At 66.1% G+C, this 18,513-nt stretch carries 6 protein-coding genes; 4 read left to right on the top strand and 2 right to left on the bottom strand.

The features are described from left to right. Positions 1-27 precede the first annotated feature (27 nt). The gene (locus IB227_RS09515; RefSeq protein WP_192287143.1) at positions 28-1,515 is read right to left on the bottom strand and encodes a hypothetical protein; all 1,488 of its coding nucleotides are present in this window, start codon (positions 1,513-1,515) and stop codon (positions 28-30) included. Then, positions 1,512-3,197: an Hsp70 family protein gene (locus IB227_RS09510; RefSeq protein ID WP_192287142.1), complete on the bottom strand. Its 1,686-nt coding sequence runs from the start codon at positions 3,195-3,197 to the stop codon at positions 1,512-1,514. The genes IB227_RS09515 and IB227_RS09510 overlap by 4 nt, the downstream gene beginning before the upstream one ends. A gap of 210 nt (positions 3,198-3,407) precedes the next feature. Here IB227_RS09510 and IB227_RS09505 point away from each other — a divergent pair, with 210 nt between their 5' ends. The 4 genes from IB227_RS09505 to IB227_RS09490 all read left to right on the top strand — a co-directional run bounded on the left by IB227_RS09505 (position 3,408) and on the right by IB227_RS09490 (position 18,504). Beyond that, positions 3,408-5,552 (top strand): S46 family peptidase, encoded by a 2,145-nt coding sequence (locus tag IB227_RS09505; protein WP_192287141.1) that lies wholly within the window; start codon positions 3,408-3,410, stop codon positions 5,550-5,552. 149 nt (positions 5,553-5,701) lie between these two features. Beyond that, entirely contained in the window at positions 5,702-6,436 is a 735-nt protein-coding gene (locus tag IB227_RS18610; RefSeq protein WP_192287140.1) for a winged helix-turn-helix domain-containing protein, read from the top strand. Between the two features lie 336 nt (positions 6,437-6,772). After that, positions 6,773-15,127: an SdrD B-like domain-containing protein gene (locus IB227_RS09495; protein ID WP_192287139.1), complete on the top strand. Its 8,355-nt coding sequence runs from the start codon at positions 6,773-6,775 to the stop codon at positions 15,125-15,127. Next, positions 15,124-18,504: a hypothetical protein gene (locus tag IB227_RS09490; protein WP_192287138.1), complete on the top strand. Its 3,381-nt coding sequence runs from the start codon at positions 15,124-15,126 to the stop codon at positions 18,502-18,504. Before IB227_RS09495 ends, IB227_RS09490 begins: the two co-directional genes overlap by 4 nt. Positions 18,505-18,513 lie beyond the last annotated feature (9 nt).

The raw sequence follows: 18,513 nt of genomic DNA, 5'->3' as shown, positions 1-18,513 counted from the left end.
GAAATGCGTGCCGGGCGTGGCTCGGCACTACGGGGCGTCTTCCGTTGGTATCCGCTCGCCGCGCGTGCGATGCAGGCGGCCCAGGTCGAACAGGCACAGGCCCAGCGTCAGGCCGCCGCTCAGCGCGCCGTAGGACAGGTTCAAGCCGCGCATGATGAACGGCGCGGCGAAGAACAGGCCGATCGCCAGCAGGGGCAGCATCTGGTTGAGCCGCGCCGAGGCGCGCAGCGCACGCCGCACGGCGAGCCACAGCGCGGCACCGCCCAACAGCATGCCCAGGAATCCCAGTGGCGTGGAGCTGAGCGCGATGGCGGCCACGGCAAGCAGCGGAAGCCACAGCCGCATCGCTGCAGGCGTGGGCAGCCAATGCATCAGCAACTTCCACGGCAGCACGCCCATGCCCAGCAGCAGCGTGACCGCCGTACCGGTCAGGGCCAAGGGCATCAGCTCACCTGGCGATGGCCAGCCCAGGCCTGCATCCAGGTCGACACTGGCTTTCATCACGTACACCGCGACGGGCAGCAGCAACCACAGTGCGGACAGGCCGATGCCGCGGATCAGCCCCAGCAGCACACGATCCTGGCTGAGCCGCCCGTCGTCGGTGACCGCGCGCCAGAAACTGACCTGCATCTCGTGCAACGGCGGGCAGGGCAGGAAAGCGGCCGCGTCGCCGAGGTGCCGCAGCGCATTGCGCATCATGTGCAGGCGGGCCGGGTTTGCCGCGCTCAGCAGCGCCTGCAGGTGGCGCCACGGACGGGTCAGCAGCGTGCGGCATCGCCGTGTGTCGGGCAGTGTCGCCGGTGCGTCCTGGTCGGTCTGCAGTTCCAGTGCCAACGCCGCTTCGTTGCCCGCCTGCCAGATCCAACGCTGGCGCAGCGTCTCGCGCATGCCGGCCAGCGTGTCCGGGTCGACATGCGTGCCCACCTGGTCCCAACCGAACGCCGTGGCAAGCAGATCGAAATTGGCGCCGCCGATGGCGTCGCCACCGTGGTACAGGCGGCCGAGGAGCTCGCCACCGGCATCGGCCTTGCCGCTCAACGACCAGAGCTCCGGGCACGTGTCCAGCCAAACCTGGAAGCGGTCCGGTGGCTGCGTGCCGGCGGCGTCGATGATGCGCGCGACCAGCGCGTCGAGGTCGATGGCCGGCGGCAGGACCAGATTGTCCTGTGCCAACCAGGCCGGTTCGGCGTACGGGTGGGTGGGCGCGACGGCCGCGGGTGCGGCACCGGCCAGCACGTCGGCCAACGACTGCGGCTCGATGATGATCTCCCGTGCATCCGGCTGCGCCGTCGGCCATGGGTCCTGGTCATCGTCCGGTGCTTCGGCGTCGGTGGTCGCCAACGCCTGTTGATGGCGCTGCCAGTGCAGGGCGGTCTGGTAGGCCTCGTGCAGGCGCTGGAAGGCCGCGGCGTCATCGTCCGGGCGGTTGCTGCGCAACAACCGGGCATAGGCACGCTTGATTGCGCGCTCGTCGGCGCTGGCGTCGAGCTCGAGTACTTCCAGCGCCCAGTTCACTGCAGCCCCTCCAGTTCGTCCAGCGCCCGGCCGAGTTCGCGCCGGTGGCGCTCCACACGCTGCGTGTCCTGGCTTTCCAGCGCCTCGCGGAACTGCAGCAGCCAGCCCTGCAACTGCTCGCGCTGGTCCACGTGTTCGGAGTACAGGCGCTCGGTGCGCGCGATCAGCGCAATGTTGGGTTGATGGTCACGCGGGTGCACCTTCAACGCCTGCAGTGCCTGCAGGCGTTGCTGGATCTGGTCCGGGGCCAGCACGCCGGGGTTCTGCTCCAGCACCAGCTCGTGGCGCTTGCCGGTGGCGTTCTCGGTGACCTCGACCTGCAGGATGCCGTCCACGTCGTAGGTGAAGCGGGTGGTGACCGAGCGGTCCTCATTGCCGTGGTTGGTCAGCGGAATCTGCAGTTCGCCGAGCTTGATGTTCCTGTCCACCGTGGGGCTTTCGCCCTGGTAGACATCGAAGCGCAGGACCTTCTGCTCGGCATGCACCGGATGGAACACGTCCTCGCGGCTGACCGGCACCACGCTGTTGCGCTGGATGATGGGATGGAAGTAGCCGGTGCGCTCCTTGCCGTCCGGGCCCATCCGCGACACCTGCGTGCCCAGCGTGTACGGACAGACGTCGGTCAACACCACTTCCCGCAGCGCGCTGTCGCGCGCCTTCATGCCGGCGGCGACGGCCGCGCCGAGGGCGATGGCCTGGTCCGGGTGGATATGGCGCAGTGGCAGGCGCCCGAACATGCGCGTGGCAAGGCGCACGACCATCGGCATGCGCGCCGCGCCGCCGACCAGGATGATGTCGTCCAGTGCCTCGGGCTTGAGCCGCGCGTCGCGGATGGCGCGTTCGATGGGCGTGCGCATCCGTTGCAGCAGCGGTTCGCACAGCTGCGCATAGCGGGCTTCATCCAGGTGCCAGTGCAGCTCGCGGCCGCCCAGCGTGAGTTGCAGGTCAACCGCGCTGCGCGCGCTGAGTTCGCGCTTGAGCTGCTCCAGGCGGTGCAGCAGTTGCGCCTGCTCGCTGCCGTCGAGCATCGCCGGGTCGAGTTTCATGTCCTGCCGGAAGGCATGCGCCAGTACCTGCAGGAAGTCCTCGCCGCCGAGGAAGTTGTCGCCGGCGCTGGCATGGACCTCGACGATGCCGTCGAACAGCTCGAGGATCGATACGTCGAAGGTGCCACCGCCCAGGTCCAGCACCAGGATGCGGCCCTCGCGCTCGCGTTCCTGCAGCCCATAGGCCAGGGCCGCGGCGGTCGGCTCGTTGATCAGGCGCTCGACGCGGATGCCGGCCAGTTCGCCGGCGGTGCGGGTTGCCTTGCGCTGTGCGTCGGAGAAATAGGCCGGCACGCTGATGACGGCCTCCTCGACCTTGTGGCCGAGCGCGGCCTCGGCGTCGGCCAGCAGTGCGCGCAGCACCAGCGCGGACAGCTCCTCCGGGCGGAAGCGGTGGCTGCCCAGCCGGGTCTCGCGGTCGGTGCCCATCCAGCGCTTGAAGTGCGCCACGCTGTCGCCGGGATGGCTGACCAGCCGGTCGCGTGCGGCCTGGCCGACCAGCACCGCGCCATCGGCGACGCTGACCGCCGAAGGCGTCAACACCTGGCCGTGCGGGTTTGGAAAAAGGACCGGGCCGTCGGCACCGTGCATGCCGATCAACGAGTGCGTTGTGCCCAGATCAATGCCGACGATCATCCCTGATGCCCCTGTTCAAGTTGTCGTTGCGATTGTAGGCAAGCCACCGCCATGCGGAAACACGCCGCGCAACCGGGTGATGGATCGGCATGCGGCACGGGCCTGCATGCCGGCGCTGGCATCGGGGCGCCGACCATGACCGCTGGCGGTTGCCGCTGTTGGCTGGCACGGCTACTGTCTGGCCCTGTTCTGCATTCCGCTGGAGTACCCATGACCCGCAAACCGCTTGCCGCCGCCCTGGCGCTGGGCATGTCCCTGGCCACCGCTGCCCATGCCAATGAAGGCATGTGGATGCCGACGCAGCTGCCTGACCTGGCCGGCACGCTGAAGGACGCGGGTTTCAAGGGCAATCCGGCCGAACTGGCCGACGTCACCGCGCCGCCGCTGAGCGCGGTGGTGCGGGTCGGTGGCGGCACCGGCTCGTTCGTCTCCGACGACGGCCTGCTGCTGACCAACCACCACGTGGCTTATGGCGTGATCCAGTACAACGCCAGCAAGGAACACAACATCATCGACGAGGGCTTCATCGCCCAGGGGCGCGCCGACGAACGCGCGGCCAACCCGGATTACCGCGTGCTGGTGACGGTGGGCTTCGACAAGGTCACCGATGACGTGCTCAAGGACGCGCGCGGCAAGACCGGTCGCGCCTACTACGATGCGGTGGAGAATGCGCGCAAGCGCATCGTCGCCGACTGCGAGGCCGAAGGCGGCGTGCGCTGCTCGGTGGCCAACATGTACTACGGCAGCGACTTCTACCGCATCCGCCAGCTGGAGCTGACCGACATCCGCCTGGTCTATGCGCCGCCGCGCGCGATCGGCAACTACGGCGACGAGATCGACAACTTCATGTGGCCGCGCCACACCGGTGACTTCACCCTGCTGCGTGCCTACGTGGGCAAGGACGGCAAGCCGGCGCCGTACAGCAAGGACAACGTGCCGTACCACCCGCCGGCACACCTGACGATGTCGCTGGACGGGCCGAAGGAAGGCGACTACGCGATGCTGGCCGGTTACCCGGGCACCACCTACCGGCTGCGCACCGCCGCCGAGTTCGCCAACCAGATCGATACGGTGCTGCCGCGCCGCGTGGCGGTGTTCCAGCAGCTGATCGACACCATCGAGGCGATCGGCAAGGACAATGCCGATGCACGCACGCGCTACGCCTCGCAGCTGCAGTCGCTGAAGAACAACCGCAAGCGCGCCGCCGGCGAGCTGGAAGGGCTGCTGCGCAGCGATGCCAAGACCCAGCGTGCGCAGGACGAGCAGGCGATGCTGGCCGCCACCGATCGCAAGTACAACGCCGACATCGACGCGCTGTTCGCCTCGCTGGCGGCCGGTGAGCAGGCCGGTGCCAGCGAGTTCCTGGTGACGCTGATGTCCAGCCAGACCCAGCTGCTGCGCTCGGCCATGCTGCTCGAACGCCTGCGCATCGAATCGGCCAAGCCCGACGCCGAGCGCGAGAGCGGTTACCAGCAGCGCGACCAGGCGCTGATCGAAGGCGTGCTCAAACAGGTGCAGCGTCGCTACGACCCGACGGTGGAGAAGGCCATCCTCACCGCGCTGCTGACCCGCTACCAGCAGCTGCCCGATGCACAGCGCGACGCGCACTACGACAACCTGTTCGGCCGTACCCCGGCTGAGCTGGCCCGGCACCTGGACGAGATGTACGCGCAGACCCGCCTGGGCGACGAGGCGCAGCGCCTGTCGCGCTTTGAATCCGCGCGCAAGGGGGGATTCATCGAGGGCGACGCGCTGGTGTCGGTGGCGTCGGCGCTGGTGATGGCGCAGCTCAACGCCGAGCGTGAAAGCAAGGAGCGCGAGGGCGAGCAGCTGCGCCTGCGGCCGTCCTACATGCAGGCCCTGTTCGATTGGCGTGCAAAGCAGGGCCGGGCGGTATACCCGGACGCCAACAGCACGCTGCGCATCAGCTACGGCAAGGTCGAGGCGCTGCACCCGCGCGACGCGGTCAGCTATTCGCCGGTGACCACGGTGGCCGGCATCGTCGAGAAGAACACCAACACGGTGCCGTTCGATGCGCCCAAGCCGCTGCTGGCGGCCATCGCCAAGGGTGACTTCGGCAGTACCGCCGATCCGGCGCTGAAGACGCAGACGGTCAACTTCCTGACCAACCTGGACACCACCGGCGGCAACTCCGGTTCGCCGGTGCTCAATGCCAAGGGCGAGCTGATCGGCCTGAACTTCGATTCCAACTGGGAGTCGGTCAGCGCCAGCTGGTGGTTCGACCCGCGCTACAAGCGTGCCGTGCACGTGGACATGCGCTACCTGCGCTGGCTGCTGGCCAAGGTCTACCCGGCACCGGCGCTGCTGCAGGAGATGGGCGTGCCGGCGCAGTAAGCCCGGCCGCACCGGCAGAACAGTAACGGGGCCTACGGGCCCCGTTACTGTTTAATCTTCTGACACATGTACCCTCCCGTAACTGGTATTACGCTGGGCTAGAATCCGACATACGTAGGCAATGGTATGCCTTCGAACAGGAGTGATCGGTGCAGCAACAGGACAACATCATGGTGGGCGTCGAGCGGGAGCTGGCCCTGGCGCCACTGCGGATATGGATCGTCGGCAGCCTGGATGTGGTGCAGCCGCTGGTCTGGCATGGCGCGCAGGTGCATGCGCTGGACAGCATCGACGCGCTGTACCGCGAGCTGGCCATCGTGCCGTGCGACATCGTGCTGATCGACACCTCGCAGATCCGCGAGGACGTGGCCCGCACCGTGGCCCACCTGCGCCGTCGCGATGACCTCGGCGTGGTCCTGCTGGTCGACCCGGCCACCCCCGAGGCGGTGGCCGAAGGCCTGTGGGCCGGCGCCGACGCCTGCCTGCCGCAGCGGCCATCGTCCAACGTGCTGGCGGCCAAGCTGTATAGCCTGCGTCGTCGCTTGCCCGGCGAGCCGGCGCAGGTGGTGGAGGCCAGTGCCGCCCGCCTGCCGGAACAGGGCTGGATGCTGGAATCCGATGCCTGGGACCTGCGCGCGCCGGGGGGCAGCCTGCTGGCCCTGACCGAAGCAGAACGGGCGTTTCTGTCCCTGTTGTTCTCGTCCCCCTCTGAGACGGTGGCGCGTGAGCGCCTGATCGAAGCCCTGACCGACCAGCCCTGGAGCTTCGACCCGCACCGCATCGAAGTGCTCGTCCACCGGCTGCGCAACCGCGTGCGGATGGCCACCGGCCATACCCTGCCGATCCGCGCAGTACGGGGAAGTGGCTACCGCTTGACGGTCTGAATGTATAAATTTCGTTCAGAATAAATTCACGGATTTGAAATTTCGCGCATTCAGCCGAATTCCGCGGATGCATCGTGATTTCCCTGTGAAAACAAGATGATGGCGATGTGAGCCAGATCACATTATTTGTGTGACGTGAGGAAGTGAAAGTATCCGTCACGCGGCGGCACTGTTTCCGCGTAAGAGCGCAGTGAGAATCCGCGCCGTCACACGCACCTCACGGTGCTGAATTGCGACCCGTTTTGGGGCGGGTCGCCAAACCAGAAGAAGAACGTACACACGCGGGCTGCCACTGCATGGCGGCCCGGCCGCGCAGTGTTTGCAGAGGCTTTCCCGGTGAACAATCAAATCGAGCAGTGCATTGCCAGTGATGGCGTCATGGACGAAATGCGGCTGGGTCGCAGTGGCACCCGGTGGTGCTGGAAGCACAGAGCAGGCGCATTGCTGCTGCTGGCTGCATCGTTCCTGCCGGTAGCGGCATGGGCAGGTGCCAGGCCGGACGAGATCCAGCCGCCCAACAACATGGGCGTGCAGATGGTTGAAGACATGACCATCGACTGGACCGCGGTGCCCGCCGGTTCCGGCGGTGTACTGAAGGTGGACCTGGGTAACGCACTGACCGTGGACCCGGCTGACCTGGCGGCACTGGGTTGCTCACTCAATGCAACCATTCTGAGCTGCCCGGTAGCGACGGGCATTCCGGGTGGCACGCTGACGGTACCGGTACGGGGCTTGAGGGTGGGGACCTTCACCCTGGTGGCGACGGGCGATGACGCCAACACCACCACTGCCAGCAATTCCGGTTCGATCATCCACAGCGGTGACCTGTCCGTCACCAAGACCAAGGTGTCTCCTGTCGGTAACGCCATTGCCGGCGGCATGGTCCATTTCGAGCTGAAACCGCGCATCACCGGCATCGATTCCGATGTGCCGGCCGGCGCAACCATCGTGGTCAAGGACAAGCTGCCGGGCGGTCAGGGCCAATTCGCGCAGGTTACGGCCACTTCCAGTGGTGGCCCCGCCGGCAGCTGCCAGTACAGCGCTGCCGCGCATGAAGTCGTGTGTACCTATGCAGGCCCCTTCAGCGCGGCCAGCTTCAACAACACGACCATCAGCGTGGCCGGCAAGCAGATGCTGGATGGCGACTTCATCAACCAGGCTGAGATCTATCCGGAGTCGACGCTCACCTACCTTGATCGCGTCAACACGAACAACACTGACGATGTGCAGTACACCACCGAGCGGGGTACTGACATCGAGGCGCTGGTGTCGCCGCTGCCGGGTCCTTATCTGCCTGGCAACCAGGCGGACGTGACCATCAGTTTCAGGAACAACGGCCCTGTGACGTCCACCAATGGTGTGGTGCAGGCGGTCATCCCCGACGGCATGACCATCGTCAGCGTGCCTGCAGGTTGCAGCATGCCCGTGCCGAACGTGCCACCGCCGGGCCAACTGGTGGTGTGCCGGGTTGCCGACGTGATTCCGGGTGGCACGCTTGCCCCCGGACAGAAGGCTGATTTCCCCATCAAGGTGGAAATGCCGCCGCTGACCAATCCGAATGCGCCGCAGACCGGCACCATCACGGTGAAGGCGATTCCGGACAGCAGCCTGCAGGACGCCGACCCGAACAACAACGACAAGAGCGTGGACTTCACGGTCCATCCGCCGATCGCGGACCTGTCGCTGACCAAGGCCAAACAGGGCGCCACTGGCAGCCCGCTCAGCGGCCCCCAGGTGCCGGGTACCACCATCCGCACGGAGCTGACGATCCGTAACGAGAACAGCAGTTCCGGCGACCTGCGCTACAGCAGGGCCGAACCGCTCCAGGTGGTGGACTTCGTCCGTCCGGAGGAAATCAAGAACGATCAGCTGAGCAATGTGACGGACGCCAGCATCTGGGTCTGCACGGTATCCAATGCATCCGGCGCGCAGATGGCCCAGGCGCCGTCCCCCAACCATACGAAGATGGTGGTGTGCAAGACCACCGGCCCAAGCGTGGCGGCAGGCCCGGCGCTGGCCTCGGACCTGAGCTCCTTCAACACGCTGGTCCGTGACGGGACGCTTGTCGTCCGCTTTGACACCACGATTGCCGACATGGCGCCGAATGCCACGCCGGTCACGTTGAATGACAAGGCCTGCACCGGTACCACCGCGCTGGACCTGCTGGGCGTGCCCACCGCTGGCCGCCCGTATCCGGCTGACAGCAACGCAGGCAACGACTGCCGGGAAGCCGGCGGCAATCTGGTCGGAACCCCGGTGGGTGAAACCGGCGACAGCGGCGCGATCACCATCAACAAGACCGTTTCCAAGGACGGTGTTGCCGCCACTGCGCTCGAGAACGTGACGCTGTCCGAGCTCGACAACAACCTGTACTGGCATATCAGCATCACGCGTGGGACCGAACCGGGCCTGTTGCCGATTCCGACGTTGAACCTGACCGACGCAGTGCCCGGCATCGTCAACCTGCCGCACCTGAAAACCCCGGCCATCGCGGTGCTGATCGAAGCGGGATCGACGGGATACGCCTCACACAATTGCCCCGCCACCATCGCTGCGGGCCAGAAGAACCTGAGCTGTGCGTTCAAGGACGTGCAGCCGGGCGCCGTGATCAACATCCGTCTGCATGTCCAGCGCGAGCTGGGTGTTCTCGACAGCGTCGCAGGTACCGGGGCCAACCGTCGCCTGGTCAACACCGCATCGCTCTCCTCGCCGGACGCCGTGCTGACCGGCCGAGTCAGTGACTCAGCCGCGGCCGAAGTGGCGCCGCGCCTGGATGTGGCGATCAGCAACAAGACGGTGAATCCGTCCAGGCCGGCCATCGGCCAACCCGTCAAGTTCACCATCACCGCGACCAACCGTGGGCCGTACCACATTTACAACGATGGCGAATTCACGGTAGTTGACGATTTCTACACCGGCACGGCGGACATGAGCCAGCCGTCGTATGACCTGACGGGGACCCCCGCGCAGTTGTTTGCCGGTACCTCAGGGGCATTGCAATGCACTACGCAAGCCAATACCCCAAGCGCGAACTACACGCGCGTGTCCTGCATCAACACCCAGCAAATTGACGCCAACTCAGCGCATCCCGTGGTCGTCAATACACGGGTGCTGCGTCCGGCCCTGAACGCGATCACGCATCCGGTCGGTGCGACCATCTACGACAACCCGGTTGCCAAGAACAGCGCATCGGCTGTGCTGGGCGGTGGCCTGTGCGAGTGGCGCGCCGACGGCGACAGCGTCAGCGCTGCCTGCAATGACCCCAGCGCGCAGAGCAACAACCGGCATGAGATGGACTTCCAGGTCACCTCGCCGGACGTGGATCTGGAGCAGGGCAAGATCAAGGTGGTGCCGAACGGCCAGCGCGACTTCCGCCTGAACGATGTCATGACCTTCCGCTTCACGCTGCGCAACAACGGCCCGACGCGCGCGGAAAAGGTGGTCATGACCGACTACCTGCTGGAGGAGGCTATCGGCTACGAGTACCAGCTGTTGACCACCAGTGGTCAGAACTACAACGTGGGTACGCTGCCGTCCGGCTACACCCGCGTGGCGCGTAACGCGACCTGTGCGCTTTCAGGCAGCACCGGCCCGGGCAAGCAGAAGGTCGAGTGCACGCTGAGCGAAGACCACCTGGATGCCAAGGAGCAGGTCGATTTCGAACTGCGCTTCAAGCTTGTCAACCAGGGCAGCAATACGGCCACGGCCAGCAATGGTGTGCCTTACGGCAACATCGCCGTGATCTGTTCGGCAGAGAGCAACAACCCGGCCAGCAGCGTCAATGGCTACGAGAAGAACGGCTGGTGTGGTCCGACGGTCAGCAGCCAGAACAACAACGCCGCGCGTGTGAACGGCACGTTGTTCCCTTGGGCGGACCTGACCATCAACAAGGACACCAACCTGCCTGCGGGACAGACGGCCATCGAGGTAGGTGAGGCCGTGCCTTACGTGATCACCCTGGTGAACAATGATTTCTCCGATGCAGGTGGCTCGCGCGCGGGCGACACCGTGTCGCGCCTGCGCATGGTCGATACGCTTCCCAAGGGCTTTGTGTGGTTGACCACACCGGGCAAGCAGCCGACGGCTGCAGCCAATGGCAGTGCGGCCGTCAATGCACCATTGACTGTCAGCGCAGGTGTGCCCGCAGCGGGCACCGGCAACGTCTGCTTCCTGTCTGGCGGCAGTGCACAGATCACCAATGCTTCCCAGCACCAGGAAGTGACCTGTGACCTGCACGGCACCTTCCCCACCGGGGCAGCCAACAGTGTTGCCATCACCTTGTGGGCAATGCCGGTGCCGGGCGTGTACACCGGTCCGTTCAACCTGCCGGTGAAGAACACCGCCAAGGTAAGCCCGGGTCTGGACGGCGATGGCCAGCCGACCTTCGATGAGACGGTTACCACCAACAACGAAGACGATGCGGATGTGCCGGTGATTCGTGCTGCCAGCATTGCCGGCCGCGTGTTCGTGGACGTCGGTGACGACGGCGACCAGCACCCGGGCGACGCGGCCATCGGCCAGGTAACGGTGAAGTTGACCGGTACGGATGCTTTCAACAATCCGATCGCGCTGGAGACCCAGACCGATGCCAGCGGTGACTACCTGTTCGCGGCGCTGCCTCCGTCCAACGCGGCTGGCTACACCATCGTCCAGGTGCGTGGCCCGACCACCAACGGCTATGACAATGGCTTGCCGCAGCCCAACACGCCGCGCACGCATCGCAACGGCATAAGCACGGGCGTCACGCCGGCTGGCGGCAGCTACGCCGTGGGCAATACCCCCACCCAGAGCAGCATTGCAGGCGTGGTGATCGCCAGCGGAGCCGACGGCGTGCAGTTCGATTTCCCGAAGTTCAACGGGCGCAGCATTGGCGGCTTTGTGTTCGCCGACCGTGCCCGCGATGACATCTATGTCACCAGCTCGATCGATACGCCGATTCCCTCGGCCAAGGTGGAGCTGCTGGTATGGAACGCCGGCAAGGGGGGGTACGAGCTGTCGCAGGACGTGCAGACCAATCCGGATGGCAGCTACCTGTTCACCGGCCTGACGCCGTCGGCACGCTATGCCCTGCGCGAAGAACTGCCGGCCACCTATCTCAACCTGCACAGCGCGGTCAAAGCCGGCACCGTGAACGGCGCGGCCTGCGTGGGCTGCGTGGTCTCCAGAGAAGGCACGACCGGCCCTGCGGCCGATGTAGACCTGATCAGCGAGATCAGCGTGCTGGCAGGCAATGGCGCCAACTTCAACTTTGGTGAAGTGGTCCCGGTGTCGGTCTCCGGCACGGTGTTCTTCGACCTCAACAACAATGGCGTGAAGGAAGCGGGCGACGCCGGCATCGGTGGCGTGGATATCCGTCTGACCGGTACCGACGACCTGGGCAATGCGGTTGACCTGCCGTTGCAGACCAACGCCGACGGAACCTTCAGCTTCGAAGGCCTGCGTCCGGGCACCTACACCCTGATCGAGCCGACCCAGCCGGCCGGCACCGCGCAGGGCAAGACCACGGCAGGCCAGCTGGACAGCACCAAGGGCAACAGCGGTACCGCCAGCAATGGTGCGGCACCGGAATCGAGCAAGATCACCAACATCGACCTGACCCGGCCGGGTGATTTCTCCAGCGACAACCTGTTCGCCGAGGTGCCGACCAACAGCGGCATCACCGGCAAGGTGTGGATGGATGCCAACAATGACGGCGTGGTCGATCCGGGCGAGGACGGTATTGCCGGCGTCGAAATGGAACTGACCGGCACCGACATCAACGGCAACCCGATCACCCCGATCACCGTCACCACCGGTGCCGATGGCAGCTACAGCTTCCTCAACCTGCCTCCGGGCGAATACAAGGTGGTGGAGAAGCAGCAGCCGGCCGGCACCAATGACGGCAAGACCAAGCCGGGCAACATCGGCGGCACGCCGATGGGCACCGGCTCGGTGGAAGGCAGCGCCACCACACAGAACCCGTCGTTCATCGGCACGATCACCGTTGGCGTGGGCCAGGTGTCGGTCGAGAACAACTTCGGCGAAGTGCCGGCGGCCAGCATTTCCGGCAACGTCTACAACGACAGCAACGACGACGGCATCCGCCAGCCTGAGGAAGGCGGCTTTGCCAACGTCACCGTCGAGTTGACCGGCACCGACGACCTGGGCAACCCGGTCACGCTGACCACCACCACCGACGCCAACGGCAAGTACACCTTCGAGAACCTGCGTCCGGGCACCTATGTGGTGACCGAACCGAACCAGCCGGCTGAAACGCTCAACGGCAAGACCACCGCCGGCAGCACGGGCGGCACGGGCGGCAATCCGTCGACGACCACCTCGGAGATCACCGGCATCGTGCTCAAGCCGGGCGACAAGTCGGTGGACAACAACTTCGGCGAGATCGGCGATTCGCCGGACATGCTGGTGAGCAAGTCGTCCAACACGGTGAAGTTCACCGTCAACAACGTCGCCACGTACACCATCCGCGTGCGCAATGGTGGGCAGCAGGCATCCACGGGCGAGTACATCGTCAAGGACCGCCTGCCGGCTGGCCTGAACCTAGCGGAAGTTCCGTCCGGCAATGGTTGGACCTGTTCCGGCGCGGTGGGCGATGCCCGCTTTGAATGCCGCAGTTCGGAAGTGGTCAACGCCGGTGCGACCTCCACCTCGGACATCACCGTCAAGGTGAACGTCACCGCCGAGGCCGCGCAGGCCGGCACCGTCAACAACGCCGTGCTGGTGGAAGGCGGCGGTGAGAACGAGTTCCGCACCCCGACCACCACCGAGCGCAACACGTTCGAAGGCGACGTGACCCAGTTGCCGGTGTGCGATGCGGCCATCACCCAGAACGTGTGCCGCGTGCCCAATGAAGTGCAGCTGTCCGCATCGGTCGGCGGTACCGTGTGGTACGACATCGGCAGCGACGATGCCTTCCTCGACAGCGGCGATACGCGCCTGCAGTCGTGGATCGTGGAACTGCTGGATGCGGCGACCGGCCAGGTTGCCAAGACCACCACCACCGCCGTGGACGGCAGCTACCGCTTTGGCGACGTGGTGCCGGGCATCAAGTGGAACATCCAGTTCCGTGACCCTGCGTCGGGCGTGTTGTGGGCGTGGCCGGTGAACCAGGAAACCGCCGGTGGCATGGGCGTGTCCTGTGACGCCACGCGTGCCATCAGCGATGGCAGCAGCAGCGCCTGCCGTATCACCGAGAACGGCACCAGCCAGCTGCAGGTCGTGCTCGAAGCCGGCCAGCATCTGCCGCAGCAGAGCCTGCCGGTGGATCCGTCGGGCGTGGTCTACGACGCCATCACCCGTGATCCGGTGCCGGGCTCCATCGTGACCCTGACCCCGGTGGGCGTGTGCAACGGCTACGACCCGAAGACCGCCATCCTCAACGCCGGTGCCGGTGGCTACCGCGTGGAAGGCAACGCGGTGTCGATGACCGTGGGTACGAGCGGCTACTACCAGTTCATGTTCGGCCCTGCCGCGCCGGCACGTTGCGAGTTCCAGCTGACGGTGACGCCGCCGGGTGGCTACCAGTTCGTGTCGTCGCTGATTCCGCCGCAGGAAGGTTCGCTGTCGCCGCTGGGCGCAGCCGGCACCAGCCACCTGGTGCAGCCGCAGGCCGATGCGCCGACCGGTGCGGTGGGCACGCCCACCCAGTACTGGCTGACCGTGTTTGCCGGTTCGGCAACCGCCGGCATCGTCCACAACCACCTGCCATTGGACACCTCCGCCGGCACCGGCCTGGTCATCACCAAGACCGGTGACCGCCAGACGGCCGAGATCGGTGACACCGTGCAGTACAGCATCACCGTGCGCCAGACCTCCGGCAGTGCGATGGCGACGGTGAACATCGTCGATACGCTGCCGCGTGGCTTCACCTACATCGACGGCACTGCCCGTGTCGGCGGCCGCGCGCTGGATGAGCCGTTCGGCAAGCCGGGCCCGCGCCTGGGCTTCAACCTGGGCCCGATCAACGTCGGCCAGCAGTTGGTGCTGACCTACCGCGTGCGTGTTGGCGTCGGTGCGCAGCAGGGTGATGGCATCAACCGCGCGCAGGCCCATGGCTGCTCGATCACCGGTGGCTGTATCGATCCGGGTTCGATGACGCCGGTACCGGGCTCGGTGCCGTCCAACCAGGCGCAGTACCGCGTGCGCGTCACCGGTGGTGTGTTCACCGAGGAAGCCTGCGTGCTGGGCAAGGTGTTCGTGGACTGCAACAACAACCACGTGCAGGACAACGAAGAGCTGGGCATCCCGGGCGTGCGCCTGTACTTCTCCAACGGCACCTGGGTGATCTCCGATTCGGAAGGCAAGTACAGCTACTGCGGCCTGACCCCGCAGAGCCACACGCTGAAGGTGGATCCGTCCACCCTGCCGGCCGGCTCGCGTCTGACCACCAGCAGCAACCGCAACCTGGGCGATGCCGACAGCCTGTTCCTGGACCTGAAGAACGGCGAGCTGCATCGCGCCGACTTCATCGAAGGCAGCTGCTCCAACCCGCTGCTGGAACAGGTCAAGGCCCGTCGTACCCAGGGCGAGGTGCGTGCGCCGGAGACCGAAGCCGGCCAGTCGCCGCTGCGTTTTGAAAGCAAGCCCGCCCGTGCGCCGCAGCAGGCCACGGACTCGGCCAACCAGAGACCGATCGTGCATCCGCGACCCAACCCGCCCTCGGCATCCGCTTCGCAGGAGGTGCAGCCATGAGCCGTCATTGCCTGCGCAAGATGCCGCGCATGAGCCTGCTGGCCTGTGCGCTGGCCACCGCCGCACTGCCGGCCATGGCGCAGAACGTGGGTACCAGCTCGCGCTTCACGCCGGTGTTGGGTGATGCCACCACGTTGTATCCGCGTTCGCTGGTCACCACCGATACGCCGCCGGAAGTCGTCGCCGCCCGTTCGGGCCAGGCTGACTACAGCGGCAACGTCGGCGTGGACCGCGTGTCGGTGGAAGTGGACCGCGACGGCATCCCGGCCGATGGCCAGACGCCGGTGCATATCACCGTGCGCCTGCTCGGTGCCGACGGCAAGCCGTTGGCCGGCAAGAGCTACGCCACCATCGAAAACAGCGGTGGCCGCCTGCGTCTGCCGGGTTCGCGCACCGATGAATTCGGTCCGGGCGCGGCCGATGCCGACAAGGTCATGCCGGGCGTACAGGTGGAAGTGGAAAACGGCGTGGCCGAGTTCGACCTGGTCGCGCCGCATGATCCGCAGGATGTGCTGCTGCGCATCACCGCCGGCGGCCAGACCGCCGAAGGCACCATCGGCTTCCTGCCGGAAATGCGCGACCTGCTGGCGACCGGCCTGATCGAAGGCATCGTCAATTTCCGCAACAAGTCCAACGCCAGCCTGATCTCGCCGGTGCAGTACAACGACGCCTTCGACCGTGACATCCGTCGCTGGGAGAAGACGTTCAACAACGGCAAGGCCAATGCCGCCGCGCGCACCGCGTTCTTCGTCAAGGGCCAGATCAAGGGCGAGTACCTGCTCACCGCCGCCTACGATTCGGACAAGGATGTGCGGGGCCGCCTGCTGCGTGATATCCAGCCGGAAGAGTTCTACCCGGTGTACGGCGACTCGTCGCTGCGCGGCTTCGATGCACGTTCGGCCGAACGCCTGTACGTGCGCATCGACAACAAGCGCAGCTACCTGCTGTACGGCGATTTCCAGACCGGCGACACGCTGGCCACCACCAGTGGCATCGGTGGCAGCGGCCCGATCCCGCAGCGCAGCCTGAGCACCTACAACCGTACCGCCACCGGCCTGGGCTGGCATTTCGAAAGCGAGCGCGTGCGTACCAACGTGTTCGCCATCGAAGACTCGCTGCGGCAGATCATCGAAGAGTTCCGCAGCCAGGGCAGCGGCCCGTACGCGCTACGCAACAACGCCGTGCTGGAAGGCAGCGAGCGCGTGGAGATGATCGTGCGCGACCGCAACCAGCCCACGCGCATCGTTTCGGTGAAGCCGCTGGCGCGGCTGGTGGACTACAGCTTCGAGCCGTTCTCCGGCCGCATCCTGCTCAACCAGTTCCTGCCTTCGTTCGACAGCGACCTCAACCCGGTGTCGCTGCGCATCACCTATGAGCTGGACCAGCAGACCGAGAAGTTCTGGGTGGTGGGCGCCGATGGCCAGTTCAAGCTGACCGACAAGCTCGAAGTGGGCGCCTCGGCGGTGGAAGACCGCAACCCGTACGCCGAGTTCAAGATGGGCAGCGTCAACGCCGGTTACCGCTTCGGTGAAAACACGATGCTGGTCGCCGAGTTCGCCCACACCCGCAGCGAGGTCAACACCAACTCGCTCAACCAGGTCACCTCGCAGGGGTTGAAGGACGTGGTGGGTGAGGTGGAAGGCGATGCATGGCGCGTGGAATTCGCCCATGACGGCGGCAAGTTCGACGCCCGCCTGTTCGCCGCACGCACCGATCCGGAGTTCAACAACGCCGCCTCGCCGTTGTATGGCGGTCGTGGCGAGTACAGCGCCCGCATGGCCTACGCCGTGGGCCCGCGCCTGGAGCTGTACGTCGAAGGGCTGCGCAGCGAAGATCGCAACCCGGATGGCGGCAAGCGTGACGCCGGCGGCGCGGGTGTGCGCATCGGTGCCACCGAGCGTCTGACCGTGGACTTTGGCCTGCGCAGCATCCGCGAGACCATCGGCGTGACCTCGCCGTGGTCGTCCGGTGCGCCGTTCGGCCAGACCGGCGGACTGACCGGTGGCTTCGCCACGGGCGGTGGCGGCGGTGCGCTGGGCTACGGCCAGCAGGCACTGGACCCGGCCACCGGTTTGATGGTCATCAACGGTTCCTCGAGCGGCAGCCCGATCACCAGCGACCTGCCGATCGGCACCAAGCTGGAATCGGACAGCGCACGCATCGGCCTGGGCTATCGCTTCAGCGACAAGTTCAGCGGCGGCGCCGAGTACGAACAGAGCGTCAGCGGCGAAGACCGCAACCGCGTTGCCGCGGGCGTGGACTACCAGGTGTTCGAGCGCAGCCGCCTGTACGGTCGCTACGAAAAGCAGACCGGCCTGACCAGCGCCTATGGCATCACCACCACCGACCGCGAGGCCGATGCGCTGGTGTTCGGTATCGACAGCAGCTACATCCGCGACACGCAGGCCTTCTCCGAGTACCGCATGCGTGACTCGATCAGCGGCCGCGACGTGCAGGCGGCCTCGGGTATCCGCAACAACTGGGACATCGCCCAGGGCCTGCGCCTGAGCAGCTCGATCGAACGGGTGAACGTGGTGGCCGGTGATACCGGCGACAGCACCGGCCTGGCGCTGGCGTTGGACTACACCGCCAATCCGCTGTGGCGCGGCGCCATCCGCGGTGAACACCGCATCTCCGAGGACGTGCCGGGCACCACTGCCAACGAGGCCTTCAACACCACGTTGCTGCAGTTCATGGTGGCGCGCAAGTTGAGCCGCGACTGGACGCTGCTGGGCCGCAACTACCTGCTGGCCACCAACTACGAAGACCGTGGTGACGTGCTGCAGGATCGCTTCCAGCTCGGCCTGGCCTACCGCGACACCGACCGCAACCGGGTCAACGCGCTGATGCGCTATGAGTACAAGCTCGAGCGCGACGAGAGCGGCCTGACCCTGCTCGACGGTGAAGTGGTGGATGGCACCAGCCAGGACGTGCGCACCCGCGCGCATATCGTCTCGGCGCATGCCGACTGGCACCCGTCGCGTCCGTGGTGGCTGACCGGCCGCATCGCCGGCAAGTGGCAGCGCGACCAGTTCGCCTACAGCGACGGTGGCCGCGTCAACAGCAGCTTCAATGCCGTGCTGGTGTCCGGCCGCGTGGTCTACGACATCACCGAGAACTGGGACATCGGCGTGCTGGGTTCCACCTTCCGTGGCCAGTACGGTGCCAACCAGTACGCCTATGGTCTGGAAGTGGGCCGCCTGTTGCGCCAGAACCTGTGGTTGTCGGCCGGTTACAACTGGACCGGCTTCGAAGGCGACAGCGACCTCAACGGTTACGAGTACACGCAGCAGGGTGCGTTCCTGCGCCTGCGCTTCAAGTTCGATGAAGATCTTTTCCGTCGGGACCCGGTTCGTTACCGCGATCCGGCCCGCTGAGGATGACAC

Origin of the sequence: Stenotrophomonas sp. STM01 (assembly GCF_014852135.1) — a bacterium.
GTDB classification, from domain to species: Bacteria; Pseudomonadota; Gammaproteobacteria; order Xanthomonadales; family Xanthomonadaceae; genus Stenotrophomonas; species Stenotrophomonas capsici.
This window is presented reverse-complemented; position numbering and strand designations above follow the sequence as displayed.

Coding starts and splice junctions, on each gene's coding strand:
- IB227_RS09505 (WP_192287141.1), top strand. CDS start 3,408: ATGACCCGCAAACCGCTTGCCGCCGCCCTGGCGCTGGGCATGTCCCTG.
- IB227_RS09510 (WP_192287142.1), bottom strand. CDS start 3,197: ATGATCGTCGGCATTGATCTGGGCACAACGCACTCGTTGATCGGCATG.
- IB227_RS09490 (WP_192287138.1), top strand. CDS start 15,124: ATGAGCCGTCATTGCCTGCGCAAGATGCCGCGCATGAGCCTGCTGGCC.